The sequence below is a fragment of the Streptomyces sp. NPDC006643 genome (genome assembly GCF_042870175.1).
Lineage (GTDB): Bacteria > Actinomycetota > Actinomycetes > Streptomycetales > Streptomycetaceae > Streptomyces.
In genome coordinates, this window is sequence record NZ_JBIAHA010000010.1 from 92,728 (window position 1) to 119,413 (window position 26,686).

General features: G+C 70.8%; 23 protein-coding genes and 1 tRNA gene. 19 read left to right on the forward strand and 5 right to left on the reverse strand.

Annotated elements, in window-relative coordinates; all coding sequences use genetic code 11:
* Window positions 1–76: 76 nt before the first annotated feature.
* The gene (locus ACFYNU_RS15640) at window positions 77–2,530 is read right to left on the reverse strand and encodes an SCO7613 C-terminal domain-containing membrane protein (protein WP_356592176.1); all 2,454 of its coding nucleotides are present in this window, start codon (window positions 2,528–2,530) and stop codon (window positions 77–79) included.
* A gap of 92 nt (window positions 2,531–2,622) precedes the next feature.
* Here ACFYNU_RS15640 and ACFYNU_RS15645 point away from each other — a divergent pair, with 92 nt between their 5' ends.
* Together ACFYNU_RS15645 and ACFYNU_RS15650 are read left to right on the forward strand one after the other, a co-directional pair.
* Window positions 2,623–3,078 (forward strand): SRPBCC family protein, encoded by a 456-nt coding sequence (locus ACFYNU_RS15645; protein WP_356592178.1) that lies wholly within the window; start codon window positions 2,623–2,625, stop codon window positions 3,076–3,078.
* Window positions 3,079–3,117: 39 nt separating this feature from the next.
* A tRNA-Val gene (locus ACFYNU_RS15650) sits at window positions 3,118–3,189 on the forward strand.
* Between the two features lie 61 nt (window positions 3,190–3,250).
* On the opposite strand, the gene ACFYNU_RS15655 is transcribed toward ACFYNU_RS15650, so the two are convergent.
* Window positions 3,251–3,976, reverse strand: a complete 726-nt coding sequence (locus tag ACFYNU_RS15655) for an exonuclease domain-containing protein (RefSeq protein WP_356592180.1) — start codon at window positions 3,974–3,976, stop codon at window positions 3,251–3,253.
* Between the two features lie 194 nt (window positions 3,977–4,170).
* Here ACFYNU_RS15655 and thrS point away from each other — a divergent pair, with 194 nt between their 5' ends.
* On the forward strand, window positions 4,171–6,153 hold the full coding sequence (gene thrS, locus ACFYNU_RS15660) for a threonine--tRNA ligase (RefSeq protein ID WP_356592182.1): 1,983 nt from the start codon (window positions 4,171–4,173) through the stop codon (window positions 6,151–6,153).
* A gap of 62 nt (window positions 6,154–6,215) precedes the next feature.
* Here the strand turns inward: thrS and ACFYNU_RS15665 are convergent, their stop codons facing one another.
* The gene (locus tag ACFYNU_RS15665; RefSeq protein WP_356592184.1) at window positions 6,216–6,911 is read right to left on the reverse strand and encodes an ion channel; all 696 of its coding nucleotides are present in this window, start codon (window positions 6,909–6,911) and stop codon (window positions 6,216–6,218) included.
* 66 nt (window positions 6,912–6,977) lie between these two features.
* Here ACFYNU_RS15665 and ACFYNU_RS15670 point away from each other — a divergent pair, with 66 nt between their 5' ends.
* Window positions 6,978–7,547 (forward strand): HIT domain-containing protein, encoded by a 570-nt coding sequence (locus ACFYNU_RS15670; RefSeq protein ID WP_069629686.1) that lies wholly within the window; start codon window positions 6,978–6,980, stop codon window positions 7,545–7,547.
* A gap of 54 nt (window positions 7,548–7,601) precedes the next feature.
* Here ACFYNU_RS15670 and ACFYNU_RS15675 read toward each other — a convergent pair whose 3' ends face one another.
* The gene (locus ACFYNU_RS15675) at window positions 7,602–9,236 is read right to left on the reverse strand and encodes a hypothetical protein (RefSeq protein ID WP_356592187.1); all 1,635 of its coding nucleotides are present in this window, start codon (window positions 9,234–9,236) and stop codon (window positions 7,602–7,604) included.
* A 336-nt stretch (window positions 9,237–9,572) separates the two neighbouring features.
* Here ACFYNU_RS15675 and pgsA point away from each other — a divergent pair, with 336 nt between their 5' ends.
* From pgsA to ACFYNU_RS15750, 15 genes are all read left to right on the forward strand, one after another.
* Window positions 9,573–10,250, forward strand: coding sequence for a phosphatidylinositol phosphate synthase (pgsA, locus tag ACFYNU_RS15680; protein WP_356592189.1), 678 nt, complete (start codon window positions 9,573–9,575; stop codon window positions 10,248–10,250).
* Entirely contained in the window at window positions 10,247–11,209 is a 963-nt protein-coding gene (locus ACFYNU_RS15685; RefSeq protein ID WP_356592191.1) for a phosphatidylinositol mannoside acyltransferase, read from the forward strand. Before pgsA ends, ACFYNU_RS15685 begins: the two co-directional genes overlap by 4 nt.
* Window positions 11,206–12,369 carry a glycosyltransferase family 4 protein gene (locus ACFYNU_RS15690; RefSeq protein WP_356592193.1) on the forward strand — a complete coding sequence of 388 codons (1,164 nt, stop codon included), beginning with the start codon at window positions 11,206–11,208 and terminating at the stop codon, window positions 12,367–12,369. The genes ACFYNU_RS15685 and ACFYNU_RS15690 overlap by 4 nt, the downstream gene beginning before the upstream one ends.
* Before the next feature lie 91 nt (window positions 12,370–12,460).
* Window positions 12,461–13,009: a hypothetical protein gene (locus ACFYNU_RS15695; RefSeq protein ID WP_356592195.1), complete on the forward strand. Its 549-nt coding sequence runs from the start codon at window positions 12,461–12,463 to the stop codon at window positions 13,007–13,009.
* Between the two features lie 127 nt (window positions 13,010–13,136).
* On the forward strand, window positions 13,137–14,051 hold the full coding sequence (gene pdxS / locus ACFYNU_RS15700; RefSeq protein ID WP_356592197.1) for a pyridoxal 5'-phosphate synthase lyase subunit PdxS: 915 nt from the start codon (window positions 13,137–13,139) through the stop codon (window positions 14,049–14,051).
* A gap of 22 nt (window positions 14,052–14,073) precedes the next feature.
* A complete protein-coding gene (gene pdxT / locus ACFYNU_RS15705) occupies window positions 14,074–14,646 on the forward strand; it encodes a pyridoxal 5'-phosphate synthase glutaminase subunit PdxT (RefSeq protein WP_356592282.1) in 573 nt (190 codons plus the stop codon).
* A 62-nt stretch (window positions 14,647–14,708) separates the two neighbouring features.
* Window positions 14,709–15,461, forward strand: a complete 753-nt coding sequence (locus ACFYNU_RS15710; protein WP_356592199.1) for a YebC/PmpR family DNA-binding transcriptional regulator — start codon at window positions 14,709–14,711, stop codon at window positions 15,459–15,461.
* Between the two features lie 186 nt (window positions 15,462–15,647).
* Complete coding sequence (gene ruvC, locus ACFYNU_RS15715) at window positions 15,648–16,220, forward strand: crossover junction endodeoxyribonuclease RuvC (protein WP_356592201.1); 573 nt, start codon at window positions 15,648–15,650, stop codon at window positions 16,218–16,220.
* Window positions 16,217–16,843, forward strand: coding sequence for a Holliday junction branch migration protein RuvA (gene ruvA / locus ACFYNU_RS15720; RefSeq protein WP_356592203.1), 627 nt, complete (start codon window positions 16,217–16,219; stop codon window positions 16,841–16,843). The genes ruvC and ruvA overlap by 4 nt, the downstream gene beginning before the upstream one ends.
* A 77-nt stretch (window positions 16,844–16,920) precedes the next feature.
* On the forward strand, window positions 16,921–18,030 hold the full coding sequence (ruvB, locus tag ACFYNU_RS15725; protein WP_388766380.1) for a Holliday junction branch migration DNA helicase RuvB: 1,110 nt from the start codon (window positions 16,921–16,923) through the stop codon (window positions 18,028–18,030).
* Window positions 18,031–18,195: 165 nt separating this feature from the next.
* Window positions 18,196–18,699, forward strand: coding sequence for a preprotein translocase subunit YajC (gene yajC / locus ACFYNU_RS15730; protein ID WP_356592207.1), 504 nt, complete (start codon window positions 18,196–18,198; stop codon window positions 18,697–18,699).
* 144 nt (window positions 18,700–18,843) lie between these two features.
* Window positions 18,844–20,634, forward strand: a complete 1,791-nt coding sequence (gene secD, locus ACFYNU_RS15735; RefSeq protein WP_356592209.1) for a protein translocase subunit SecD — start codon at window positions 18,844–18,846, stop codon at window positions 20,632–20,634.
* A gap of 1 nt (window position 20,635) precedes the next feature.
* A complete protein-coding gene (gene secF, locus ACFYNU_RS15740; RefSeq protein ID WP_356592211.1) occupies window positions 20,636–21,778 on the forward strand; it encodes a protein translocase subunit SecF in 1,143 nt (380 codons plus the stop codon).
* Window positions 21,775–22,320, forward strand: a complete 546-nt coding sequence (locus tag ACFYNU_RS15745; RefSeq protein ID WP_356592213.1) for an adenine phosphoribosyltransferase — start codon at window positions 21,775–21,777, stop codon at window positions 22,318–22,320. Before secF ends, ACFYNU_RS15745 begins: the two co-directional genes overlap by 4 nt.
* Before the next feature lie 217 nt (window positions 22,321–22,537).
* Window positions 22,538–25,180: a bifunctional (p)ppGpp synthetase/guanosine-3',5'-bis(diphosphate) 3'-pyrophosphohydrolase gene (locus ACFYNU_RS15750; protein WP_356592215.1), complete on the forward strand. Its 2,643-nt coding sequence runs from the start codon at window positions 22,538–22,540 to the stop codon at window positions 25,178–25,180.
* A 124-nt stretch (window positions 25,181–25,304) separates the two neighbouring features.
* On the opposite strand, the gene ACFYNU_RS15755 is transcribed toward ACFYNU_RS15750, so the two are convergent.
* Window positions 25,305–26,534, reverse strand: coding sequence for a DUF349 domain-containing protein (locus ACFYNU_RS15755; RefSeq protein WP_356592217.1), 1,230 nt, complete (start codon window positions 26,532–26,534; stop codon window positions 25,305–25,307).
* Window positions 26,535–26,686: the final 152 nt, after the last annotated feature.

Consider the following 26,686-nt stretch of genomic DNA (forward strand, 5'->3'; position numbering starts at 1 on the left):
GAATCGATGCCCCGGAGACTTCACCGTCTCCGGGGCATCGGTCGTTCTCCGGTACGTGACTCCCGGCGCGGGTCCGTCAGCGCATCCGGCCCAGGGAGTTCCGCAGCCGGCGGGCGTCGTGCAGGCGCCGTTCGTAGGTCGCGCCCAGCGCCAGGAGCAGCAGTCCGGCGAGCGCGGGCGGCAGCCAGCGCGGCAGGGCGCCGACGGCCTGGACGACGTACGGCGCCAGCTCGTGCAGCGTGTCCAGGGCGAGCACCGCGCCGCCGAGCACCAGGAGTGCCTGGAGCCGCAGCCGCGCCCCGACGAGTGTGACGGCGAGGGCGGCGACCCCCAGCGCCAGCGGGCGGAGCCAGTGCGTGTCGCCCCAGGCGGCGACGAGGCTCGGCAGGAGCGTCGCGGCGAGGCCGGGGCCGTACGCCGTCCAGGACGACGCCCCGGGGTCGCCACGGCGCCGCAGGACACCCACGGCGAGCGCGAGGACGGTCACCGGCAGCGTGTACGCCTCCGGGGTCGCCACGTCGGAGGCGTACAGCCGCACCCAGGTGGCCAGGACGAACAGCGCCGCCGCGAGATACCCGGCCACGGGACGGCGCTCCGGGCGCAGCGCGGTGCCCGCCGCGACGACGCCGCACAGCGCCAGCACGAGGGCGGCGGTCTCCGGGTGCCCCGAGGCGAGGCCGACGGCCAGCGGACCGGCGCCGGCCGCCGTCAGCTCGACGGGCAGGGCCACGGGACGGTGGCGCAGCCGCGCGCCGAGCAGCGCGACGGCGGCGGGCACGGCGAGGACGGCCAGGGCGGTGGTCTCGCGGGCGAGCCCGGCGGACGCGCAGAGGGCGCACAGCAGGCCGACGGCGGCCCCGACGGCCGCGCAGGCCATCAGCGCCTGGCAGGTCCGTGCCGCGAGGGCGGCCGTGGTCACGACCGGGTTCAGGGCCACCGCGCCGCCGCAGAGCAGGGCGAGCAGCACCGCGAGGGTGATCAGCGTGGTCGTCTCCGTGGCCAGGGCCAGCAGCGCGACATCGGCCGCGCCGACGAGCGCGCAGACCATGGCGGTCGTCGAGACCGGGGACCAGGCGCCGGTGGCTGCCCGGCGTCCGTACACCGCGAGCGTCAACGCGCCCGCAGTCAGGGCGAGATGCGTCACCACGGCCGCCCCGTACCCGAGGTCGAGCGCGGCCGGGAGGATCAGCGGCGCCGCCCAGCCGAGCGCCGTCGCGCCGGATAGCGCGGCGGGTCGTGCGGAGGCGGGCAGCCGGCCGTGCGCGGCCACGAGGAGCCCGGCGGCGATCAGCAGCACCAGCGGCGCCGTGGCCATCGCCGACCAGCCCGGATCCGTGCCGAGCGCTTCGCGCGCCCCGCCGGGTGCCCCCGACCAGACGCGGTCCGCCCAGGACAGCGGGCCGAGCAGTGTCACGGCCGTCGCGGGCAGCGCCCACAGCACGGCCCCGGCCACGACGGTCCCGGCGGCGGCGCACAGCCCGCGCACCGCCGGGAGCGGCAGCGGGGCCCGTACGGCCGTCAACAGGGCCGCGCCGCACAGCAGATACCCGACCACGGCCCAGCCGATCGGCACCGAGGGCCGCAACAGACCGCCGGTCGCGGCGACCACGGCCAGACCTGCCACCAGGGCGGCGGCGAGGGAGACGGCGGGAAGGCGCACGGCCACGTACAGACCCAGAGCGGCACCCGCCAGCAGCAGGACGCCCGGCCGGGCCGCGTCGAGCGGGCTGTCCGCCGTCACCGAGAGACCGGCCGCGATCAGCAGCGCCCAGCCGCCGGCCACCCAGGCGGTGACGCCCGCGATCGACCTGGCAGGCGCGGGCTTCGCCCACAGCACGACCGCGAGGTCCGCGGCGGCGGTGGCCAGCAGCGCCCACCCGAGCGTCAGTTGGCCCGCGTCCGCCGCCAGCGCCCAGAGCGACAACGGGAGTTGGGCGGTGAGGACCGCGGCGGGCAGGGGTGTGCGCAGCCGGTCGAGCAGCAGTCCGTACGCGGCCCAGACGGCGGCCAGTACGGCGCACGCGGTGGCCGTGTAGCCGAGCGGGTCCGTGCCGGGGAGCGCGACACGGTGCAGGGCGTAGGCGTCCAGGACCGTCAGCACCAGCGCCAGCGCGCCGACGGCCTCGGCGGTCGAGGTCAGGCCCCGGCGCAGCAGGAGCGCCGGCGCGGCGAGCGCCGCCAGGGTGACGGTGCCCAGCACGGCCGAGCGACCGCCGATGCCCATGGCGCCCCAGCTGACGACGGTGAAGGCGATCGCCGCGACGGTCAGCAGCACACCGCCCAGCGCCAGCAGGGCGTTCTGCACGCTCGGCGGGGACGTCTCGGGTACGCGGGCGGGCGTCGGCGGTGCCGGCGGTGCCGGCGGTGCCGGCGGTCGTGGCGGCGCCCCCGGCACGGGCGCCGCCGCCGACATCAGCAGCGTCAACAGATAGGACCTGCGGGCGAGCAACTGCGCTCTGCGCGCCTCGATGCGGGCCAGTTCACCATCGAGGACCGCGAGTTCCTCGGCCGGTCGCGGAACGTTCTCCATGGTCTGGAGTGTGGTCCGCGCCACAGCATGGGCCATCGGCTCTCGTACTCAGATACGGGCGTGAGTATCCGAGTGGGGCGCACACTTGACCCATGGACTGGTACCACTACCGCTTCCGCAGCGTCTGGGACCTCGACGCCGCCCCGGACACCGTCTTCGGAGTGCTGGAGCGGGCCGGTGAGTACCCCGACTGGTGGCCCCAGGTCCGCGAGGTGACCCCGGTCGACGAGCGCACCGGGACGGCCCGGTTCCGGTCCGTGATCCCGTACGACCTGTCCGTCCGCGCCCGCGAGAGCAGGAACGATCCGCGCGCCCGGGTCCTGGAGATGGAGATGACGGGCGATCTCGAGGGCTGGGCACGCTGGACGCTGAGCGCCCGGGGCGGCGGCACCCGGGCCCTGTACGAGCAGGAGGTCGACGTCAACAAGCCGCTGCTGCGGCGCCTCGCCGTGGCCGGGCGTCCCTTCTTCCTCGCCAATCACGCGCTGATGATGCGGGCCGGGCGACGGGGGCTGCGCGACGTCCTCGCGCACCGTCATACGGTTTGAACGAAACCCGCCGAGACCTGTATGGTTCAGTCCGTTCCCGGGCGATTAGCTCAGTGGGAGAGCGCTTCGTTCACACCGAAGAGGTCACTGGTTCGAACCCAGTATCGCCCACCGGGAAAGGCCGGTCCGTCATCGACGGACCGGCCTTGCTGTTCCCCGGCTTCCTCAACGGTCAGGCCACCGCGGGCATTCGGGGCCGCAGCGGCCACGCCGGATCGGACGCCGCCCGGGTGCCGCCGCGTGCGAACCACTCCTGCTGGCCGCGTGACTGCGCCGCGTGCCAGACCGCCTGGCGCGCGTGCAACTGGGCCGGCGTCAGCGCCTCCGTCGTGGTGGCGAACCGGCGCCCCACCGACCGGACCACTTCGAGCGCCGCCGCCGCGTCGGCCACGGCGTCGTGCGAGCCGTCCAGCACCACCCCGTACAGCGAACAGAGGTCGACCAGCCGTCGGCGGCCCTTTCGGACCGCGTCCAGATGCCGGTCCAGCACGCCGGGATCCAGCACGCAGAACGGCGCGTTCTCCAGATAGCGGGCCAGTGACGAGTCGCGGTGGCGCCGCATCTCGCGGTCGAGCACCGTCAGACCGAACGGCGCGTTCATCACGACCAGCGGCCGGCCCGCCATGCACTGCTCGGCCAGCGCCCGCCCCACCTCCTCTATCACCGGTGCCGGCCAGCGCCCCGAGCGCTGGACCAACGCGTCGGTGAGGCCGTGCACTTCGGTCGCGGCCACCGGGATCGGTATCCCCGGATTGACCAGCCAGCGGGTGACCCGGGCCCGGGCGCCCGAGATGTCCTGGACGACGAGGGCGGCCGAGACGATCCGGTCCTCCTCGGCGTCGGTACCTGTGGTTTCGATGTCGAATGCGGCCAGGGGGCCCTCGTACCAGTGCGTCATCCCCGAACTCCTCGCGCACGCTTGGCAGATGGCATGAGGCCGACTGCCCGAAACGGTGATACCCGCGACCTTTGCGCCGTACGCCGGAGATGACGGCACAATTCAACCGTTTAGCGAGCGGCCCCTCCGGCTCGGTACGATTCCCGACGCGTACGGGTACGAGCCCGCGCGCCCCGCCAGTGAAGGAGAGACCGGTGTCAGATGTCCGCGTGACCATCGAACGCGATTCCGAGCGGGAAGAGCGCGTGGTGACGACGGGCACTACGGCGGCCGACCTCTTCCCCGGCGAGCGCACCGTGATCGCCGCCCGGGTGGGCGGCGAGCTGAAGGACCTGGCCTACGAGGTCGCCGACGGCGAGACCGTCGAGCCCGTGGAGATCTCCTCCGAGGACGGCCTGAACATCCTGCGCCACTCCACCGCGCACGTCATGGCGCAGGCCGTGCAGGAGCTGTTCCCCGAGGCCAAGCTGGGGATCGGCCCGCCGATCAAGGACGGCTTCTATTACGACTTCGACGTCGCCGAGCCCTTCACCCCCGACGACGTGAAGCGCGTCGAGAAGAAGATGCAGGAGATCCAGAAGCGCGGCCAGCGGTTCTCCCGGCGGGTCACCACCGACGAGGACGCGCGGATCGAGCTGGCCGATGAGCCGTACAAGATCGAGCTGATCGGGCTCAAGGGCAAGGCCGCCGACGCCGCCGAGGGCGCGTCGGCCGAGGTCGGCGCCGGTGAGCTGACGATCTACGACAACCTCGACGCCAAGACCGGCGAGCTGTGCTGGAAGGACCTCTGCCGCGGTCCGCACCTGCCCACCACCCGTAACATCCCGGCCTTCAAGCTGATGCGCTCCGCCGCCGCCTACTGGCGCGGCAGCGAGAAGAACCCGCAGCTCCAGCGGATCTACGGCACCGCCTGGCCGTCCAAGGAGGAGCTGAAGGCCCACCTGGACTTCCTCGCCGAGGCCGAGCGCCGCGACCACCGCAAGCTGGGCAGCGAGCTGGACCTGTTCTCCTTCCCCGACGAGCTGGGCTCCGGCCTCGCGGTCTTCCACCCCAAGGGCGGGGTGATCCGCAAGGAGATGGAGCAGTACTCGCGCCACCGCCACGAGGTGTCCGGGTACGAGTTCGTCAACACCCCGCACATCTCGAAGAAGAAGCTCTTCGAGACCTCGGGGCACCTGCCGCACTACGCGGAGGGCATGTTCCCGCCCATGCAGTTCGACGGCCAGGACTACTACCTCAAGGCCATGAACTGCCCGATGCACAACCTGATCTTCAAGGCGCGCGGCCGGTCCTACCGCGAGCTGCCGCTGCGCCTCTTCGAGTTCGGCACGGTCTACCGCTACGAGAAGTCCGGCGTCGTGCACGGACTCACCCGCTCCCGCGGCTTCACCCAGGACGACGCGCACATCTACTGCACGAAGGAGGAGATGCCGCAGGAGCTGGACTCCCTGCTCACCTTCGTGCTGGATCTGCTGCGGGACTACGGGCTGACCGACTTCGAGCTGGAGCTGTCCACCCGCGACCCCGAGTCCGACAAGTTCATGGGCGAGGACGAGGAGTGGGAGGAGGCCACGGCGGCGCTCCAGCAGGCCGCCGACAAGCAGGGGCTGCCGCTGGTCCCCGACCCGGGCGGCGCCGCGTACTACGGGCCCAAGATCTCCGTACAGGCCAAGGACGCCATCGGTCGGTCCTGGCAGATGTCCACCATCCAGGTCGACTTCCAGCAGCCCAAGCGGTTCGAGCTGGAGTACACCGCGTCCGACGGCACCAAGCAGCAGCCCGTCATGATCCACCGGGCGCTGTTCGGCTCGATCGAGCGCTTCTTCGCCGTGCTCCTGGAGCACTACGCGGGGGCGTTCCCGGCCTGGCTGGCCCCCGTCCAGGCGGTCGGCATCCCGATCGGCGACGCGCACGTGCCCTACCTCCAGGAGTTCGCCGCGCGGGCCAGGGCCAAGGGGCTGCGGGTCGAGGTGGACGCGTCGGCGGACCGGATGCAGAAGAAGATCCGCAACCACCAGAAGGACAAGACACCGTTCATGATCATCGCGGGTGACGAGGACGTCGCCAACGGCGCGGTGTCCTTCCGCTACCGGGACGGGACGCAGAAGAACGGCATCCCCGCCGACGAGGCGCTCGCCGAGCTGCTGGACGTCGTGGAGCGCCGCGTACAGGTCTGAGACACCCCCGCGGGACAGCTCCGCGAGGCACCCACGCGGATTCCTACGGCCGCCGGGAGGCGTCAGCTTCCCGGCGGCCGTACGTCGTCCGGCGGCCGGCCCGCGCCGCCCGCCTCGTCCTCGCGGCGGAAGACCTGGACCAGCCACGAGGAGAACGAACCCGTCACCGCGCCCAGCAGCGCCAGTCCGCAGATCATCAGAAAGACCGCGAACACCCGGCCGAGCGGCGTCACCGGGGTGACATCGCCGTACCCGACCGTGGTGATCGCCGAGCAGGCCCACCACACCGCGTCCCCGTACGTACGGATGGTGGCGCCCGGCGCGCCGCGCTCCTGCTGGTAGACCGCGAGCGACGTGGCGACGCTGAGCAGCAGGGCCGTGATCCCCGCGTACGCCATCACCCGCCCGTACAGACTCAGCCGGGGCCGGTCGTGGCGGTGCTGGAGCGTCACATATGTGTTGACGATCCGCACCGGCCGCAGCAGCGGCAGGATCAGGACGACCGTGTCCAGCCAGTGCGACGTCACGAAGCGGGCACGCTCGCCGCTCAGCACCAGACGTACCGCGTAGTCCACCGCGAACAGCGCCCAGATCGCGAGGAGGGCGATCGTCGCGACGTCGCCGACGAGGGCGTCGCGGTCGTGGTCCAGCACGCGTACCGCGTAGCAGGCGAGGAAGAGCGGCGAGGCGATGAGCAGCGGCAGTTCGAGCCGCCGCTCCCAGCCGCGCGGCCGGTCGGTTCGGTTCCGGACATGCATCGCGCCAGCATGGCCGGGAGGCGTGCGGAGCGGGCCCGGCGACACGCTTCACCGGCGCGAAGTCATATGCTGCACAGCATGACGAGTGAGCCGGAGCAGCAGATCGGAGTGGGCAGCCCGGACGCGTTCCAGCGTCTGTGGACACCCCACCGGATGGCCTACATCCAGGGTGAGAACAAGCCCACCGGCCCGAACGCGGACGACGGTTGTCCCTTCTGCTCCATCCCGCGCAAGTCCGACGAGGACGGGCTCGTCATCGCCCGCGGCGAGTCCGTCTACGCGGTGCTGAACCTGTATCCGTACAACGGCGGCCATCTCATGGTCGTGCCGTTCCGGCACGTCGCCGACTACACGGAGCTGGACGAGGCGGAGACCGCCGAACTCGCCGCGTTCACCAAGCAGGCGATGACCGCGCTGCGTACGGCCTCCGGGGCGCACGGCTTCAACATCGGCATGAACCAGGGCACCGTCGCCGGGGCCGGCATCGCCGCCCATCTGCACCAGCACCTGGTGCCGCGCTGGGGCGGCGACGCGAACTTCATGCCCGTCGTCGCGCACACCCGGGTGCTGCCCCAACTGCTGGCCGACACCCGGGCGATGCTGGCCGACGCGTGGCCGGCCGCCACCAAGCCGTAAGGCCTGCGCGCCGTATCTCCCGGCCCGCTGGCCTGCTCGGCCTGCTCGGCCTCCTTACTTCGGCGACGGGTCCTGGATCGCGCCGCTCAGGAACGAGGAGCGGTTTCCGAAACGCTCGGTGTCTACCCCGTTCTCGTTCAGCACCCGCAGGGCCGCCGTGTGCGCCACCCGCAGCACCGGTGTGGCCGCGCGCATCGCGTCGTCCGCCATGAAGCGGTGCCGCCACGGCTCCTCGGCCCAGACATGCCGCAGACCGAACGGCTCGGGCAGCGACAGCTTGCCGCCGAGATAGTCGAGGATCGGCGGATACCAGGTGAACGGAGCCCGGATCGCGAGCCGCACCGCCTCCTTCGGCTCCACCAACGGAAGACTGTGGGTCGTGGTCTCCCAGAACCTGACCGTCTTGGGCTTCGTGACCGTCTTGGGCGACGGCTTAGAGGTGAAGAGGGAGTGGACCGGGCCCAGCGCGTGACCGGTCACCTCGATGCGCAGCGTCTCGTGCAGGACCGTCACCGTGATCATCATCGTGATGACCAACTGGCCGTCCCACAGGACGAATTGGACGCCCAGATAGTGCCGGTCGCCGCTGCCGAACTGCTGGTGGTTGCAGATGCGCTGTATCTCGTGGCCCTTGACCTGGAACGTCTCCACGTCCTGGCCGTCGGGCCTGCTGACCGATCCGGCTTTCTCGCCGACCGGCCGTACGATCCAGTGCTTCACCTCGGGCTTGGGGAAGCCACCGGAGTTGAGCGGGCCGCGCTCCAGCATCTTCAGCTGGTCGTGCATCACGCGTATCACGTCGTAGCTGCGGAACTGATGGATCTCCTTGTCGGCATCCTTGGGAACCAGTTCCTCCGCGAGCTGCCAGCTGCCCCACCGGGTGCCCATGCCCAGTATCTCCTTGGGGCCCGCGTAGAAGATCGCGTTGGACCGCTGCTCGGCCGTCAGCTTCTCCAGCCCGTGGCGCAGCTCCTCCCGCGCGGTCTCGTCGGGATGCCCCGGCACCGCCTCCGGCACCTTGGCGCCCAGCCCACCGCCGTCCAGCAGGTCGCTCCAGCGGGCGCGCAGGTCCTTCGCCGTCGTCTCGCAGATCCGCTTGGCGAGCAGCCAGCCGATGACGGGCGCGATGATCATGCCGCGCAGGTACCAGCCGAGAAAGCCCGTGAACGGCAGCGCGACCAGAAAGACGACAGCCAGCGCGGCGACCCCGAGCAACAGGGCGCCGCCGATCGCCCCGGCCTTCTTGTCCTTCGACCCCGCCAGCGTCCTGCGCAGCTGGAAGACCCCGATCCACAGCAGCGCTCCCGGCAGGAACAGCACGCCGAACACCACGGTTACCAGGGTGAGTCGGGTGTCGCGCTCCTTACGGATGCGGATCGCCGCCAGACAGTGCTCGACCACCGTCTGCGGTTCCGTACCGAAGGACTGGATGAGCGCGGCCCGCCCGCCACCGAGCATCCGCGTCTGCACCGCGCGCGAGAACGCCTCGCCCAGATTCGGCTCGAAGAGCGAGACCTTGCCCTTCTTCACATCGGACTTGTGAGAATCGTTGTCCGCCTTGGAGATCTCCTCCAGCGGACTGTCGCGGTACGCCGCCGAGGCGAGGGCATGCGTCGCCGCGGTCTGACCCGCCGACCCCTGGAGCGGAACCTGAGCCCCAGGTGAGAAATCGAATCCGTCGTGCGCCACTGTCCGCCCCCATCGCCGCAAGCATCCGCTGCTGCGCCCTGTTCCCAACTACCCTGCCCCGCACACCTGCTGACCTGGGGCGCACCACAGCGTAACCGGGGCACGCTCTCCGCGTCAGGGAGAAACCGGCCCCCACGTTTCGCCACCGTGCCCGCTCAGGCCCCCACAGCGGCTCCGGCGGCTGTCCGGAACTGGTCGGCCCCGCGGCGCGCCCGGGGACGAACTGCCGGGGGACGCCGAGCCGGGCGCCCCGGCGGTGGAGGGCGTCGGTCCTGGCTACGATGGGCCAGCCGATGGCCGATGGGGCCATCTGCCCAACCGACCGTCGGGAAGGCCATGCTGAACAAGTACGCGCGTGCATTCTTTACGCGTGTCCTCACCCCGTTCGCCGCGTTTCTGCTTCGCCGGGGGGTGAGTCCCGACGCTGTGACACTCATCGGTACGGCGGGAGTGATGGCCGGAGCGCTGTTCTTCTTCCCCCGCGGAGAGTTCTTCTGGGGCACCATCGTCATCACGCTCTTCGTCTTCTCCGACCTCGTCGACGGCAACATGGCGCGGCAGGCCGGGATCTCCAGCCGGTGGGGGGCGTTCCTCGACTCCACGCTCGACCGGGTCGCCGACGGCGCGGTCTTCGGCGGATTCGCGCTCTGGTACGCGGGGACGGGCGACAACAACGTGCTGTGCGCCGTGTCGATCTTCTGCCTGGCCAGTGGCCAGGTCGTGTCGTACACGAAGGCCCGCGGCGAGTCGATAGGGCTGCCGGTGGCCGTCAACGGGCTCATCGAGCGCGCCGAGCGGCTTGTCATCTCCCTGGTGGCGGCGGGTCTCGCGGGCATGCACAAGACGTTCGGCGTGCCCGGGATCGAGATCCTGCTGCCGATCGCGCTGTGGGTGGTGGCCGCGGGCAGTCTGGTGACACTCGGGCAGCGTGTCGTCACCGTACGGCGCGAGTCCGCCGAGGCGGACGCGGCCAGTGCGAGCGGGGCCGCCGGCGCCACCGGGTCCGCGTCATGAGCGGCGGGCGGGACCGACTGGTCGACGCCCTGTACGGGGCGGGCTGGAGCACCGTCAAGAAGCTCCCCGAACCGGCCGCCGCCGCACTCGGCAGGACGATCGCCGACACCGTGTGGAGGCGGCGCGGCTCGAACGTGCTGCGGCTCGAGTCGAATCTGGCCCGGGTGGTGCCGGACGCGGGCCCCGAGCGCCTGCGGGAGCTGTCCAAGGCGGGCATGCGCTCGTACATGCGGTACTGGATGGAGTCGTTCCGGTTGCCGGTGTGGAGCGCCGAACGGGTGCGGGACAGCGTCGAGATCAAGGACATCCACCTCCTCAACGAGGGACTGGAGAGCGGTCGGGGCGTCATCCTGGCCCTGCCGCATCTGGCCAACTGGGATCTCGCCGGGGCCTGGCTCACCCGGGGGATGGGCGTTCCGTTCACCACCGTCGTGGAACGGCTCAAGCCCGAATCGCTCTTCGACCGCTTCGTCGAGTACCGCGAGAGCCTCGGTATGGAGGTGCTGCCGCACACCGGGGGCACCGCCTTCGGGACGCTCGCCCGCCGGCTGCGGGCCGGTGGCCTGGTGTGTCTGGTCGCGGACCGCGATCTGTCGGCGTCGGGCGTCGAGGTGACGTTCTTCGGTGAGAAGACACGGATGCCGGCCGGGCCCGCGATGCTGGCGCAGCAGACCGGGGCGCTGCTCTTCCCGGTGGCGCTCCACTTCGACGGGCCCAAGCTCATGCGGGGACGGGTGTATTCGGCCGTCGAGGTGCCGGAGACAGGCAAACGGGCCGAGAAGTCGTCTGTGATGACACAGGCCGTGGCCGACAGGTTCGCCGACGGCATCGCGGAGCACCCGGAGGACTGGCACATGCTGCAACGTCTCTGGCTCGCCGACCTCGAACCCCGGCCCGGCGGCAGCGCGGGGAGTGCCGGGGGTGCCGGGAGCACCGAGAGGCCCGGGGGGACCGGGTGAAGATCGGCATCGTCTGCCCGTACTCCTGGGACGTGCCGGGCGGAGTGCAGTTCCACATCAGGGATCTCGCGGACCATCTGATCCGGCTGGGCCACGACGTCTCGGTGCTCGCGCCCGCCGACGACGACACACCGCTCCCGCCGTTCGTGGTCTCCGCCGGCCGGGCCGTGCCCGTCCCGTACAACGGCTCCGTCGCCCGGCTGAACTTCGGCTTCCTGGCGGCGGCCCGGGTACGGCGCTGGCTGCACGACGGCACCTTCGACGTCATCCACATCCATGAGCCCACGGCGCCCTCGCTCGGGCTGCTCACCTGCTGGGCGGCGCAGGGGCCGATCGTCGCGACGTTCCACACGTCGAACCCGCGCTCGCGCGTGATGCTCGCCGCGTACCCGATCCTCCAGCCGGCGCTGGAGAAGATAAGCGCGCGAATCGCCGTCAGCGAGTACGCCCGGCGCACGCTGGTCGAGCACCTGGGCGGCGACGCGGTCGTCATCCCCAACGGTGTCGACGTCGGCTTCTTCGCCGACGCCGAGGTCAACCCCGAGTGGCAGGGCGGCACGATCGGCTTCATAGGGCGGATCGACGAACCCCGCAAGGGGCTGCCCGTCCTGATGAAGGCCCTGCCGAAGATCCTCGAATCCCTCCCGGGCACCAGGCTGCTGGTCGCCGGGCGCGGCGACGAGAAGGAGGCCGTCGAGTCGCTTCCCAAGGAGATGCGCTCACGCGTCGAATTCCTCGGCATGGTCAGCGACGAGGACAAGGCGCGGCTGCTGCGCAGTGTCGACCTGTACGTGGCACCCAACACCGGGGGCGAGAGCTTCGGCATCGTCCTGGTCGAGGCGCTGTCGGCGGGCGCGGCTGTGCTGGCGAGCGACCTGGACGCGTTCGCTCAGGTCCTGGACCAGGGCGCGGCCGGGGAACTGTTCGCCAACGAGGACGCGGACGCGCTGGCCGAGGCGGTGGTACGGCTCCTGGGCGACCCCGAGCGCCGCGAGGAACTGCGGGCGCGCGGCAGCGCCCATGTGCGCCGCTTCGACTGGTCGACGGTGGGCGCGGACATCCTGGCGGTCTACGAGACGGTGACCGACGGCGCGGCGTCGGTGGCCACGGACGAACGCGTGGGCCTGCGCGCCCGCTTCGGCCTGACGGCCCGCGACTGAGTCCACCCGCGGGCCGGGGGCGGGTCCGTCCCCGGCCGCGGGAAGGGGCGGGGTGGGGGCACCGGACCTCGACGGCAGTAGCCTGCCGTGCGTGACCGAAACCCTGATCTGGATCTTCGTCGGGCTGCTGGCCATCGGCCTGTACCTCAGCTGGACCGCCGGCCGTCTCGACCGGCTGCACGCGCGGATCGACGCCGCACGGGCCTCCCTCGACGCCCAACTGCTGCGCCGCGCCTCGGTCGCCCAGGAGCTGGCCACCGCGGGCCTGCTCGACCCCGCCGCCTCGATCGTGCTCTACCAGGGCGCGCACGCGGCCCGGCAGGCCGACGAGGAGGAGCTGCGCGAGGTGGCCGAGAGCGAGCTGAGCGAGGCGCTGCGGGCCGTTTTCGGGGAGGCCGCGCAGGTCGAGGCGGTACGGGCCGCGCCGGGCGGCGAGGAGGCCGCGACCGAACTGGCCGCGGCGGTACGTCGGGTGCCCATGGCCCGGCGCTTCCACAACGACTCCGTACGCGCGGCCCGCGCGCTGCGCCGGCACCGTACGGTCCGCTGGTTCCGCCTCGCGGGGCACGCGCCGTTCCCGCTCGCGTTCGAGATGGACGACGAGCCGCCGGTCGCGCTCGCCGACCGCCCCGGCACCTGACCGCGCGGCGACAGAGCCACGAGAACGATCCACCGGCCTTTCATTGGCCCTTGCTGTGGACTGGTCGGCGGAGGTTTGCTCACCTCACCGAAAGACTCCCGTACCAGTTCCCAGTGAGGTCGTCACCGTGTCCAGCACGCTTCCCACCACCGGCCAGACCCCCGAGACCGGCACCGCCCGCGTGAAGCGCGGCATGGCCGAGCAGCTCAAGGGCGGCGTGATCATGGATGTCGTCACGCCCGACCAGGCGAAGATCGCCGAGGACGCCGGCGCCGTCGCCGTGATGGCGCTGGAGCGGGTTCCCGCCGACATCCGTAAGGACGGCGGCGTCGCGCGGATGTCCGACCCGGACATGATCGAGGGCATCATCGAGGCCGTCTCGATCCCCGTGATGGCCAAGTCCCGCATCGGACACTTCGTGGAGGCGCAGGTCCTCCAGTCCCTCGGCGTCGACTACATCGACGAGTCCGAGGTGCTGACCCCGGCCGACGAGGTCAACCACTCCGACAAGTGGGCCTTCACCACACCGTTCGTCTGCGGTGCGACCAACCTGGGCGAGGCCCTGCGCCGTATCGCCGAGGGCGCCGCCATGATCCGCTCCAAGGGCGAGGCCGGCACCGGCAACGTCGTCGAGGCCGTCCGGCACCTGCGCCAGATCCGACACGAGATCGCCCGGCTGCGCGGCTACGACAACAACGAGCTGTACGCCGCAGCGAAGGAGCTGCGCGCCCCGTACGAGATCGTCAAGGAGGTCGCCGAGCTGGGCAAGCTGCCCGTCGTGCTGTTCTCCGCGGGCGGCGTGGCCACCCCGGCGGACGCCGCGCTGATGCGCCAGCTCGGCGCCGAGGGCGTCTTCGTCGGCTCCGGCATCTTCAAGTCCGGCGACCCCGCCAAGCGCGCCGCCGCCATCGTCAAGGCCACCACCTTCTTCGACGACCCCAAGATCGTCGCGGACGCCTCCCGCAACCTCGGCGAGGCCATGGTCGGCATCAACATCGACACCCTGCCCGCGTCCGAGCACTACGCCAACCGTGGCTGGTGACCAGGGCGCCGCGAGCGGCCCGCTGATCGGCGTCCTGGCCCTCCAGGGCGACGTACGGGAGCACCTGGCCGCCCTGTCGGCGGCCGGTGCCGTCGCCACGACCGTACGGCGGCCGGACGAACTGGCCTCCGTGGACGGCCTGGTGATCCCCGGCGGCGAGTCGACCACCATGTCCAAACTCGCCGTCCTCTTCGGGATGCTGGAGCCGCTGCGGACACGCGTACGCGCCGGGATGCCGGTCTACGGCACCTGCGCCGGGATGATCCTGCTCGCCGAGAAGATCCTCGACCCGCGCTCCGGGCAGGAGACCGTCGGCGGCATCGACATGATCGTCCGCAGGAACGCCTTCGGACGGCAGAACGAGTCCTTCGAGGCGGCCGTCGACGTCGCCGGTGTGGGACCGGTCGACGGCGTCTTCATCAGGGCGCCGTGGGTCGAGTCCGTGGGCGCCGAGGTGGAGGTGCTCGCCGAGCACGGCGGGCATGTCGTCGCCGTACGGCAGGGCAACGCCCTCGCGACGGCCTTCCACCCCGAACTCACCGGCGACCACCGGCTGCACGGCTTCTTCACGGAGATGGCGCGCTCCGCGCGGTGAGGGGATCCCGGTAGGATCTCTGCCGAACGGAGCAGGATTGGTTACGCGAAGGAGACAGGCAGATGTCCGGCCACTCTAAATGGGCTACGACGAAGCACAAGAAGGCCGTGATCGATGCCAAGCGCGGCAAGCTCTTCGCGAAGCTGATCAAGAACATCGAGGTCGCCGCGCGCACCGGAGGCGCCGACGTCGACGGCAATCCGACGCTTTTCGACGCCATCCAGAAGGCGAAGAAGAGCTCGGTGCCGAACAAGAACATCGACTCGGCCGTCAAGCGCGGCGCCGGCCTGGAGGCCGGTGGCGCCGACTACGAGACGATCATGTACGAGGGCTACGGGCCCAACGGTGTCGCCGTCCTCATCGAGTGCCTGACCGACAACCGCAACCGGGCCGCCTCCGACGTCCGCGTCGCGATGACCCGCAACGGCGGCTCGATGGCCGACCCCGGCTCCGTGTCGTACCTGTTCCACCGCAAGGGCGTCGTGATCGTCCCCAAGGGCGAGCTGGGCGAGGACGACGTCCTGGGCGCCGTCCTCGACGCGGGCGCCGAGGAGGTCAACGACCTGGGCGAGTCCTACGAGGTGCTCAGCGAGGCCACCGACCTGGTCGAGGTCCGCACGGCGCTCCAGGGCGCCGGCATCGACTACGACTCCGCCGACACCAACTTCGTACCGACCATGCAGGTCGAGCTGGACGAGGACGGCGCACGGAAGATCTTCAAGCTGATCGACGCGCTGGAGGACAGCGACGACGTGCAGAACGTCTTCGCCAACTTCGACGTCTCGGACGAGGTCATGGAGAAGGTCGACGCCTGACCTCCCTGGTCCGGCCGGCGCGGTCGGCGGCGTCAACTCGGCTGTACGCGGCGGGCCGACGGGGACACACCCCCCGTCGGCCCGCCGCGTTGTCGGTGCCGACCGATACTGTGCTGATCAGGGGTTCTGACACTCCGGCAGAACATGTGACCGAGCGGGACCGAGAGTGCGAGGGGGAGGGGCGCGATGCGGGTACTGGGCGTGGACCCCGGGCTGACACGGTGCGGCGTCGGTGTCGTCGAGGGCGTCGCGGGACGCCCGCTGACGATGCTCGGCGTCGGCGTGGTGCGTACGCCCGCCGACGCGGACCTCGGCTCACGCCTGGTCGCCATCGAGCGGGGCGTGGAAGCCTGGCTGGACGAGCACCGGCCCGAACTGGTCGCCGTGGAGCGGGTGTTCAGCCAGCACAACGTCCGTACGGTGATGGGCACCGCCCAGGCCAGCGCGGTCGCCATGCTCTGCGCCGCGCGCCGTGGTATCCCCGTGGCGCTGCACACCCCCAGCGAGGTCAAGGCGGCCGTGACGGGCAGCGGGCGCGCCGACAAGGCACAGGTCGGCGCCATGGTGACCCGGCTGCTGCGGCTGGACGCCCCGCCGAAACCGGCCGACGCCGCCGACGCCCTCGCGCTCGCCATCTGCCACATCTGGCGCGCCCCCGCCGTCAACCGTCTCCAGCAGGCGCACGCCCGGGCGCAGGCCGCGGCCAAGGCGTCCGCCCGTCCCACCAGCCATGTACCCGTACGGAAGGTTCCCCGATGATCGCCTTCGTCAGCGGCCCGGTGGCCGCCCTCGCCCCGACCTCCGCGGTGATCGAGGTCGGCGGCGTCGGCATGCTGGTGCAGTGCACCCCGGCCACCCTCGCGGGGCTGCGGATCGGCCAGGAGGCGAAGATCGCCACGTCGCTGGTCGTCCGGGAGGACTCGCTCACGCTGTACGGCTTCGCCGACGACGACGAGCGCCAGACGTTCGAACTGCTCCAGACCGCGAGCGGCGTCGGACCCCGGCTGGCCCAGGCGATGATCGCCGTGCACTCGCCCGACACCCTGCGGGTCGCCGTCGCCACGGGGGACGAGAAGACGTTGACCGCCGTCCCCGGCATCGGTAAGAAGGGCGCCCAGAAGCTCCTGCTGGAGCTGAAGGACCGGCTCGGTGAGCCCGTCGGCTCCCACATCGGCAGACAGGGCATCGGCACCCCGGTCTCCGTCTCCTGGAACGATCAGCTGCACGCGGCCCTGATCGGCCTCGGGTACGCGACGAGGGAGGCCGACGAGGCGGTCGCGCTGGTCACGCCCCAGGCCGAGGAGGCGATCAAGGCCGGTGCGGAACCGGCCGTCCCGCGACTCCTGCGGGCCGCCCTCCAGTCGCTGAACCGGACACGCTGACCCGACCGCACACACGGGTACGCGCCGGGGCCGCACTCCACGGGACCGTCCAGGGACGTCCCGATTCCACGAGGTGAATGACAGTGAACTGGGACGACAGCAGCAACGGGACACCGGCAGGCGGCCCCCGGCCGGCGGACGCCGACGGGCCCGACCGGCTCGTCACCGCCTCCGCCGACGGCGAGGACCAGGCGGTCGAGGCGGCGCTGCGGCCCAAGTCGCTGGACGAGTTCGTCGGGCAGGAGCGCGTACGCGAACAGCTCGACCTCGTCCTGAAGGCGGCCCTCGCCCGGGGCGCCACCGCCGACCACGTTCTGCTGTCCGGCGCGCCCGGTCTCGGCAAGACCACCCTCTCCATGATCATCGCGGCCGAGATGGGCGCCCCGATCCGCATCACCTCGGGCCCCGCCATCCAGCACGCGGGCGACCTCGCCGCGATCCTCTCCTCCCTCCAGGACGGCGAGGTCCTGTTCCTCGACGAGATCCACCGGATGTCCCGGCCCGCCGAGGAGATGCTCTACATGGCCATGGAGGACTTCCGCGTCGACGTCATCGTCGGCAAGGGCCCCGGCGCCACCGCCATCCCGCTGGAGCTGCCGCCGTTCACCCTCGTGGGCGCCACCACCAGGGCCGGGCTGCTGCCGCCGCCGCTGCGCGACCGCTTCGGCTTCACCGCCCAGATGGAGTTTTACGAGCCCTCCGAGCTGGAACGGGTCATCCACCGCTCCGCCCACCTCCTCGACCTGGAGATCGACTCCGACGGGGCCGCCGAGATCGCCGGGCGCTCCCGGGGCACGCCCCGTATCGCCAACCGTCTGCTGCGCAGGGTCCGCGACTACGCCCAGGTCAAGGCCGACGGCTATATCAACCGGGACATCGCCGCCGTCGCCCTTCGGGTGTACGAGGTCGACGAACGGGGCCTCGACCGGCTGGACCGCGCCGTGCTCCAGGCCCTTCTCAAGCTGTTCGGCGGTGGCCCCGTCGGTCTGTCGACCCTCGCCGTCGCGGTGGGGGAGGAGCGCGAGACGGTCGAGGAGGTCGCCGAGCCCTTCCTCGTACGGGAGGGGCTGCTCGCCCGCACCCCGCGCGGCCGGGTCGCGACCCCCGCCGCCTGGGCGCATCTGGGGCTCACCCCGCCCCCGCGGAGTCCGGGCGCAAGCGGACAACCGGGTCTGTTCGGGGCGTGACCGCACGGGCATTCCCACGAGCAGGAACCCCGGTGCCATGCCGGGCGTTGTTCCATTGATGCGGACTCGCTTAGACTCCGCCGATGCCGCCCTTAAAAGTCGGCTAACCCACCCCCGTATATCAGGCCGCCCGACAGCGCGGTCGTGCGAAGGAAGTTCCCTCCCGTGAGTCTCGTGACCCTCCTCCCCTTCATCGTGCTCATCGGGGCCATGTTCCTGATGACCCGGTCCGCCAAGAAGAAGCAGCAGGCGGCTGCGCAGATGCGCAATGAGATGCAGCCCGGCACCGGCGTCCGGACGATCGGCGGCATGTACGCCACCGTCAAGGAAGTTCACGACGACACGGTCCTCCTTGAGGTCGCGCCGGCCGTCCACGCCGTGTACGCGAAGAACTCCATCGGCGCCGTCCTCACCGACGCGGAGTACAACCGCATCGTCCACGGTGACGAGGAGGAGGACATCGAGGTCGACGGTGCCGTCGTGCCCGACGACGCCTCCTCCCTGACCGGCGACGACGACGTGGCGAAGATCGACCTGGGCAAGAAGGACGGCCCGGAGGACGCCGAGGCCGACACCACGGCGGACGTCACCGCCGAGGCGGCCAAGGCCGACGCCGAGAAGGCCGAGCCCAAGGACGCCAAGGCCGACGGCGAGAGCGGCGCGAAGTAGTCACGTCCGGCACCGCGCCGCGCCCGTAGGCGCCCCGCGGTCCCCGGACGACGTCGGCTTTCGCGTGGGCAGGTCCCCACAACACTTCGTTGCCGCTCCGTCGCTCACCCGGCGTGGAGCGGTCGGACAGGGAGAAACGAAAAGGTGGCAGCACCTCAGAAGGGCCGAAGGCAGACGGGGGCCCCGGGAAAGCCGGGGCGCACCCTGATCCTGTTCCTGATCGCGATGATCGCCCTCGTCGGAGGAATGTTCGGGGCGGGCGAGCTCACGCCGCGCCTCGGTATCGACCTCGCCGGCGGCACGACCATCACGCTCAAGGCCAAGAGCTCGCCGGGCCAGGCGAACGCGGTCAACGAGACCAACATGAACACCGCGGTCGGCATCATCGAGCGTCGTGTCAATGGTCTCGGCGTTCAGGAGGCCGAGGTTCAGACCCAGGGATCCGACAACATCATTGTCAACATCCCCAAGGGCACGAACTCCCAGCAGGCTCGTGAGCAGGTCGGCACCACCGCTCAGCTGTACTTCCGGCCGGTCCTGACCCTCGGACCGGGTGACCCCTCCGCGCAGCAGCCGCAGCCGGAGGCGACTCCGAGCGCCGGTTCGAGCGAGAGCCCGAAGCCCAGCGCCTCCACGAGCGACAAGCCGGGCGAGGAGTCCGCCGACCCGCCGGCCGCGGGCGCGCCCAGCGCTTCGGAGACCACCCAGGGCCGCGCCCTCACGGACAATCTGAAGGCCGACGCGACGCCCTCTCCGGGAGCCTCCGACGAGCCCAAGGCCTCCGAGAGCCCGGCGCCGAGCGACAGCGCGACACCGCCCGCGGACCCCGCGACGGAGAAGCTCCAGGCCGACTTCGTGGCGCTCGACTGCACGAACGAGAAGGCCAGGGGCGCCCTCGGGGACACCGCGAAGCCGAGTGAGCCGACGCTCGCCTGCGGTGAGAACGACGGCGTGTGGGAGAAGTACATCCTCGGTCCGGCCGAGGTGGGCGGCAAGGACGTCGACGACGCCAACGCCACCATCAACCAGCAGACCGGCCAGTGGATCGTCCAGATGGACTTCACGAGCGGTGGCTCGAAGAAGTTCCAGGCGATCACCAGCAAGCTCTCGCAGCAGCAGGCCCCGCAGAACCAGTTCGCCATCGTCCTCGACGGTGAGGTCGTCTCGGCGCCCTCGGTGCGCCAGACCCTGAGCGCCAACGCCGAGATCTCCGGCAACTTCACCCAGGAGTCCGCACAGGACCTGGGCAACATCCTGTCGTACGGCGCACTGCCGCTCACCTTCCGCGAGGAGACCGTCACCACGGTCACCGCCGCGCTCGGCGGTGAGCAGCTGCACGCCGGTCTGATCGCGGGCGCCATCGGCCTCGCGCTGGTGATCATCTACCTGGTGCTCTACTACCGGGGTCTCGCGCTGATCGCCATCATCAGCCTGCTGGCCTCGGCGGTCATGACGTACGCGATCATGACCTTGCTCGGGCCAGGTATCGGCTTCGCACTCAACCTGCCCGCGGTGTGTGGTGCGATCGTTGCGATCGGTATTACCGCGGACTCGTTCATCGTGTACTTCGAACGAATCCGTGACGAGATCAGAGAGGGCCGCACGCTCAAGCCCGCCGTCGAACGGGCCTGGCCGCGCGCCCGGCGCACGATCCTGGTGTCCGACTTCGTGTCGTTCCTCGCCGCGGCCGTGCTGTTCACCGTCACCGTCGGCAAGGTGCAGGGCTTCGCGTTCACGCTCGGCCTCACCACGGTGCTCGACGTCGTCGTCGTGTTCTTCTTCACCAAGCCGGTCATGACGCTGGTCGCCCGTACGAAGTTCTTCTCGGGCGGTGGGTCCTGGTCCGGTCTCGACCCGAAGCGCCTCGGAGCCAAACCACCGTTGCGCCGCAGCACCCGCCGTCTCGGCGCCCCCACCGACCCGAAGGAGGCGTGAGATGTCGCGACTCGGAGATCTCGGCGCCCGGCTCTACCGCGGCGAAGTCGGTTACGACTTCGTCGGGAAGCGCAAGTTCTGGTACGCGCTCTCGATCCTGATCACCATCGCGGCCATCGCGGGCCTGGCGGTGCGCGGGCTCAACATGGGCATCGAGTTCAAGGGCGGTGCCGTCTTCAACACCCCGAAGACGAGCATCTCCGTGGCAGCCGCGCAGGACCACGCGGAGAAGGCCTCCGGCCATGACGCGATCGTCCAGAAGCTCGGCAACGGCGGCCTTCGTATCCAGGTCACCGAGCTGAACACGGCCCAGGCCGACAAGGTGCAGACCCAGCTCGCCAAGGACCTGGACATCCCCCAGGAGAAGATCAACGCCGACCTGGTCGGTCCCAGCTGGGGCAACCAGATCGCCAACAAGGCGTGGACGGGTCTCGGGATCTTCATGATCCTGGTGGTGATCTATCTCGCGATCGCCTTCGAATGGAGAATGGCGGTCGCGGCGCTCATCGCCCTGATCCATGACCTGACGATCACGGTCGGTGTGTACGCGCTGGTCGGCTTCGAGGTCACACCGGGCACGGTGATCGGTCTGCTGACCATTCTCGGTTACTCCCTCTACGACACGGTCGTGGTCTTCGACTCCCTCAAGGAGGGGTCGAAGGACATCACCAAGCAGACGCGGTACACCTACAGCGAGGTCGCCAACCGCAGCATCAACTCGACCCTGGTGCGTTCCATCAACACCACCGTCGTCGCGCTGCTGCCGGTCGCCGGTCTGCTGTTCATCGGTGGCGGTGTCCTGGGCGCCGGCATGCTGAACGACATCTCGCTGTCGCTGTTCGTCGGCCTCGCCGCCGGCGCGTACTCGTCGATCTTCATCGCCACTCCGCTGGTCGCCGACCTCAAGGAACGCGAGCCGTCGGTCAAGGCACTGAGGAAGCGCGTGCTGGCCAAGCGGAAGGCCGCCGCCGCCAAGGGCGAGGCGCCCGACTACTCGGACGAGGGCGGCGACGAGCCGAGGGACGCCGAGCCGGACGACGAGGCGACGGCGGCGCAGGACAACACGCCGCCCGCCGCCGCGGTCGCGGGTCCCCGCAGCCACGGTGGCCGCGGCCGGGGCCGTCCGTCGGGGAAGCGTCGATGACCGACGACAGCACGCGGGAGCTGCTCCTGAGCCGGATCCGTGATGTGCCCGACTATCCGAAGCCGGGCGTGGCGTTCAAGGACATCACGCCGCTGCTCGCGGATCCGAAGGCCTTCACGGCGCTCACGGACGCCCTCGCCGAGCTCGCGGTACGGCACGGCGCGACGAAGATCGTCGGCCTGGAGGCGCGCGGCTTCATCCTGGCCGCGCCGGTCGCCGTACGCTCCGGCATCGGCTTCATCCCCGTCCGCAAGGCGGGGAAGCTGCCCGGTGCGACGCTGTCGCAGAGCTACGACCTGGAGTACGGCAGCGCCGAGATGGAGGTCCACGCCGAGGACCTGCGGGAGGGCGACCGCGTCATCGTCATAGACGACGTGCTCGCCACCGGCGGCACCGCCGCGGCCTCGGTGGAACTCGTCCGCCGGGCCGGCGCCGAGGTGGTGGCCGTGGCCGTCCTGCTGGAGCTGGGCTTCCTCGACGGCAGGGCACGTCTGGAGCCGCATCTGCGGGGCGTCCCGCTGGAGGCACTGGTCAAGGTCTGATCCACCCGTCACACGGGCCAAGGCCTCGCGACGGAACATCGTGGCGAAATATGCCATAAGCGGACACCCCGGGAATTCCACCCGGGGTGTCCGCGTTCCCGTGACAACACCCGGGAACCCCCGCGCGCACCGGTCTCGTGAGCGGTCGCGCCACGAGGTCGTTACCATGGCCGTTCCGGACCTGACCGGGGGACCCGGAAACGCACGAGGAGCGCTCTTGCCAGACGAGGCCCAGCCACTCGCCGCCGCCCAGCCCGATCCGCACGCGGAGCGGGCCGTGACGGCGCCCGCCACGCCGCAGAAGCCGGCGGACGGGGCGAGCGCCGCTGCGCACACGCCTGCCGTGCACAACGGATCCGAGCACAACGGATCCAAGCCCAACGGGTCCGGACCGAAGCCGTCCACCGGCTCGAAACCCGCCTCCACGCCCGCGGCGGGCCCCGCACCGGCCGACCCCCCGGCGCCCGCGCCCACCCCCGGCTCCTCGCCCGCCAAGAGCCAGCTCCCGGTCCCGGTCACCGCGCCCAAGCCCGCCCCGGCCGCCCCCTCGCGCTCCGGTGGCTCCTCCAACCGCGTACGCGCCCGGCTGGCCCGTCTCGGCGTACAGCGCTCGTCGCCGTACAACCCGGTCCTCGAACCGCTCCTGCGGACCGTACGCGGCAACGACCCCAAGATCGACACCGCCGTCCTCCGCCAGATCGAGCGCGCCTACCAGGTCGCCGAGCGCTGGCACCGCGGCCAGAAGCGCAAGAGCGGCGACCCGTACATCACCCACCCGCTCGCCGTGACCACGATCCTCGCCGAACTCGGCATGGACCCGGCCACGCTCATGGCGGGCCTGCTGCACGACACCGTCGAGGACACCGAGTACGGCCTGGACACGCTGCGCAAGGACTTCGGCGAGCAGGTCGCCCTGCTCGTCGACGGTGTCACCAAGCTCGACAAGGTCAAGTTCGGCGAGGCCGCCCAGGCCGAGACCGTACGCAAGATGGTCGTCGCCATGGCCAAGGACCCCCGGGTCCTGGTCATCAAGCTCGCGGACCGGCTGCACAACATGCGCACCATGCGCTATCTCAAGCGGGAGAAGCAGGAGAAGAAGGCCCGCGAGACGCTGGAGATCTACGCGCCGCTCGCCCACCGGCTGGGCATGAACACCATCAAGTGGGAGCTGGAGGACCTCGCCTTCGCGATCCTCTACCCCAAGATGTACGACGAGATCGTCCGGCTCGTCGCCGAGCGGGCGCCCAAACGCGACGAGTATCTGGCGATAGTGACCGACGAGGTCCAGTCCGATCTGCGCGCCGCCCGGATCAAGGCCACCGTCACCGGCAGGCCGAAGCACTACTACAGCGTCTACCAGAAGATGATCGTGCGAGGCCGGGACTTCGCCGAGATCTACGACCTGGTCGGCATCCGCGTCCTCGTCGACACCGTCCGCGACTGCTACGCGGCGCTCGGCACCGTCCACGCCCGGTGGAATCCGGTACCCGGGCGGTTCAAGGACTACATCGCGATGCCCAAGTTCAACATGTACCAGTCGCTCCACACGACGGTCATCGGGCCCAGCGGCAAGCCGGTCGAGCTCCAGATCCGTACCTTCGACATGCACCGCCGCGCCGAGTACGGCATCGCCGCGCACTGGAAGTACAAGCAGGAGGCCGTCGCCGGGGCGTCCAAGGTCCGCACCGACGTCCCCAAGAACGCCGGCAAGGGCGCGGGCCAGGACACCGTCAACGACATGGCGTGGCTGCGGCAGTTGCTCGACTGGCAGAAGGAGACCGAGGACCCCAGCGAGTTCCTGGAGTCCCTGCGCTTCGACCTGTCGCGCAACGAGGTCTTCGTCTTCACGCCCAAGGGCGACGTGATAGCGCTGCCGGCCGGGGCCACCCCCGTCGACTTCGCGTACGCCGTCCATACGGAGGTCGGCCACCGCACCATAGGAGCACGGGTCAACGGGCGGCTCGTCCCCCTCGAATCGACCCTTGACAACGGCGATCTGGTGGAGGTCTTCACCTCCAAGGCGTCGGGCGCCGGACCCTCGCGGGACTGGCTGGGCTTCGTCAAGTCGCCACGGGCCAGGAACAAGATCCGAGCGTGGTTCTCCAAGGAGCGCCGCGACGAGGCGATCGAGCACGGCAAGGACGCCATCGCCAAGGCGATGCGCAAGCAGAACCTGCCGATCCAGCGGATCCTCACCGGCGACTCGCTCGTCACGCTCGCGCACGAGATGCGCTACCCCGACATCTCGTCGCTGTACGCGGCGATCGGCGAGGGCCATGTCGCGGCCCAGGGCGTCGTACAGAAACTCGTCCAGGCACTCGGCGGTGAGGAGGCCGCCAACGAGGACATCGCCGAGAGCGCGCCGCCGTCGCGTGGTCGCTCCAAGCGCCGCTCCAGCAGCGACCCCGGTGTGGTCGTCAAGGGCGTCGAGGACGTGTGGGTCAAGCTCGCCCGCTGCTGTACGCCGGTCCCGGGCGACCCGATCATCGGGTTCGTCACCCGGGGCAGCGGTGTCTCCGTACACCGCGCGGACTGCGTCAACGTCGACTCGCTGTCGCAGCAGCCCGAACGCATCCTCGAAGTCGAGTGGGCGCCCACCCAGTCGTCCGTCTTCCTCGTCGCCATCCAGGTCGAGGCGCTGGACCGGTCCCGGCTGCTGTCCGACGTCACCCGGGTCCTGTCCGACCAGCACGTCAACATCCTGTCGGCGGCCGTCCAGACGTCCCGCGACCGGGTCGCCACCTCGCGCTTCACCTTCGAGATGGGCGATCCGAAGCACCTCGGCCATGTGCTGAAGGCGGTACGGGGCGTGGAGGGCGTGTACGACGTCTACCGCGTCACCTCGGCCCGCAGGCCGTAGGACACCTCGCGAAACGAAACGAAACGACACCTCGCGAAACGACACGGAACCTCGCGGAACCTCGTGAAGAAGCGGCCCGGCGGTGGGATCACCGCCGGGCCGCTTCCTTGTCACGCGCGTGGCGTCAGCCGCCGAACTCCTGGAGACCCTTCAGCGCCTGGTCCAGCAGCGCCTGCCGGCCTTCGAGCTCCTTCGCCAGCTTGTCGGCCCTGGCGTTGTTGCCCGCGGCGCGCGCCGTGTCGATCTGCGTGCGCAGCTTGTCGACGGCCGCCTGGAGCTGGCCCGTCAGACCCGTGGCGCGTGCCAGCGCCTCCGGGTTCGTACGGCGCCACTCGCTCTCCTCGGACTCCTGGAGCGCCCGCTCGACGGTCTGCATCCGGCCCTCGACCCGGGGCCTGGCGTCGCGCGGCACATGCCCGATCGCCTCCCACCGCTCGTTCAGGGCCCGGAACGCGGCACGGGCCGCCTTCAGGTCCTTCACCGGGAGCAGCCGCTCGGCCTCGGCCGCCAGCTCTTCCTTGGCCTTCAGATTCTCCGTCTGCTCCGCGTCCCGCTCGGCGAAGACCTCACCGCGGGCGGCGAAGAAGACGTCCTGGGCGCCGCGGAAGCGGTTCCACAGATCGTCCTCGGCCTCGCGCTGCGCGCGGCCCGCGGCCTTCCAGTCGGTCATCAGCTCGCGGTAGCGCGCCGCCGTCCCGCCCCAGTCCGTGGAGCCCGACAGCGACTCGGCCTCGGCGACCAGCTTCTCCTTCGCCTTACGGGCCTCCTCGCGCTGCGCGTCCAGCGAGGCGAAGTGCGCCTTGCGCCGCTTGGAGAACGCCGAGCGCGCGTGCGAGAAGCGGTGCCACAGCTCGTCGTCGGACTTCCGGTCGAGCCGCGGCAGGCCCTTCCAGGTGTCCACCAGCGCGCGCAGCCGCTCACCGGCCGACCGCCACTGATCGCTCTGCGCCAGCTCCTCGGCCTCCTTGACCAGAGCCTGCTTCGACTCCCGGGCGGCGTCCGTCTGCTTGGCCTTCTGGATCTTGCGCTCCTCGCGGCGCGCCTCGACCGTGGCGACAAGCCCGTCGAGACGCGTACGCAGGGCGGCGAGATCCCCGACGGCGTGATGCTCGTCCACCTGCGCCCGCAGATGGTCGATGGCGGACTGCGCGTCCTTGGCCGAGAGATCGGTGGTCTTCACCCGCTTCTCAAGAAGGCCGATCTCGACCACCAGGCCCTCGTACTTGCGCTCGAAGTAGGCCAGCGCCTCCTCGGGAGAACCTGCCTGCCACGATCCGACGACCTGCTCGCCCTCGGCCGTACGCACGTACACGGTGCCCGTCTCATCGACACGGCCCCACGGGTCGCTGCTCACAGCGCCTCCTCCACCTGATACCGGCGAGGGGTGCCCCCCGGCATCGTCCACAGTTTCCTGGACGGGTCACGCCCGTCTTTCGCGACGCGAGAGCGGATCCGCGAAGACGGTCCGCGCGTCGCCACCCGCCAATCTAGGTGACCGGTGGCCCG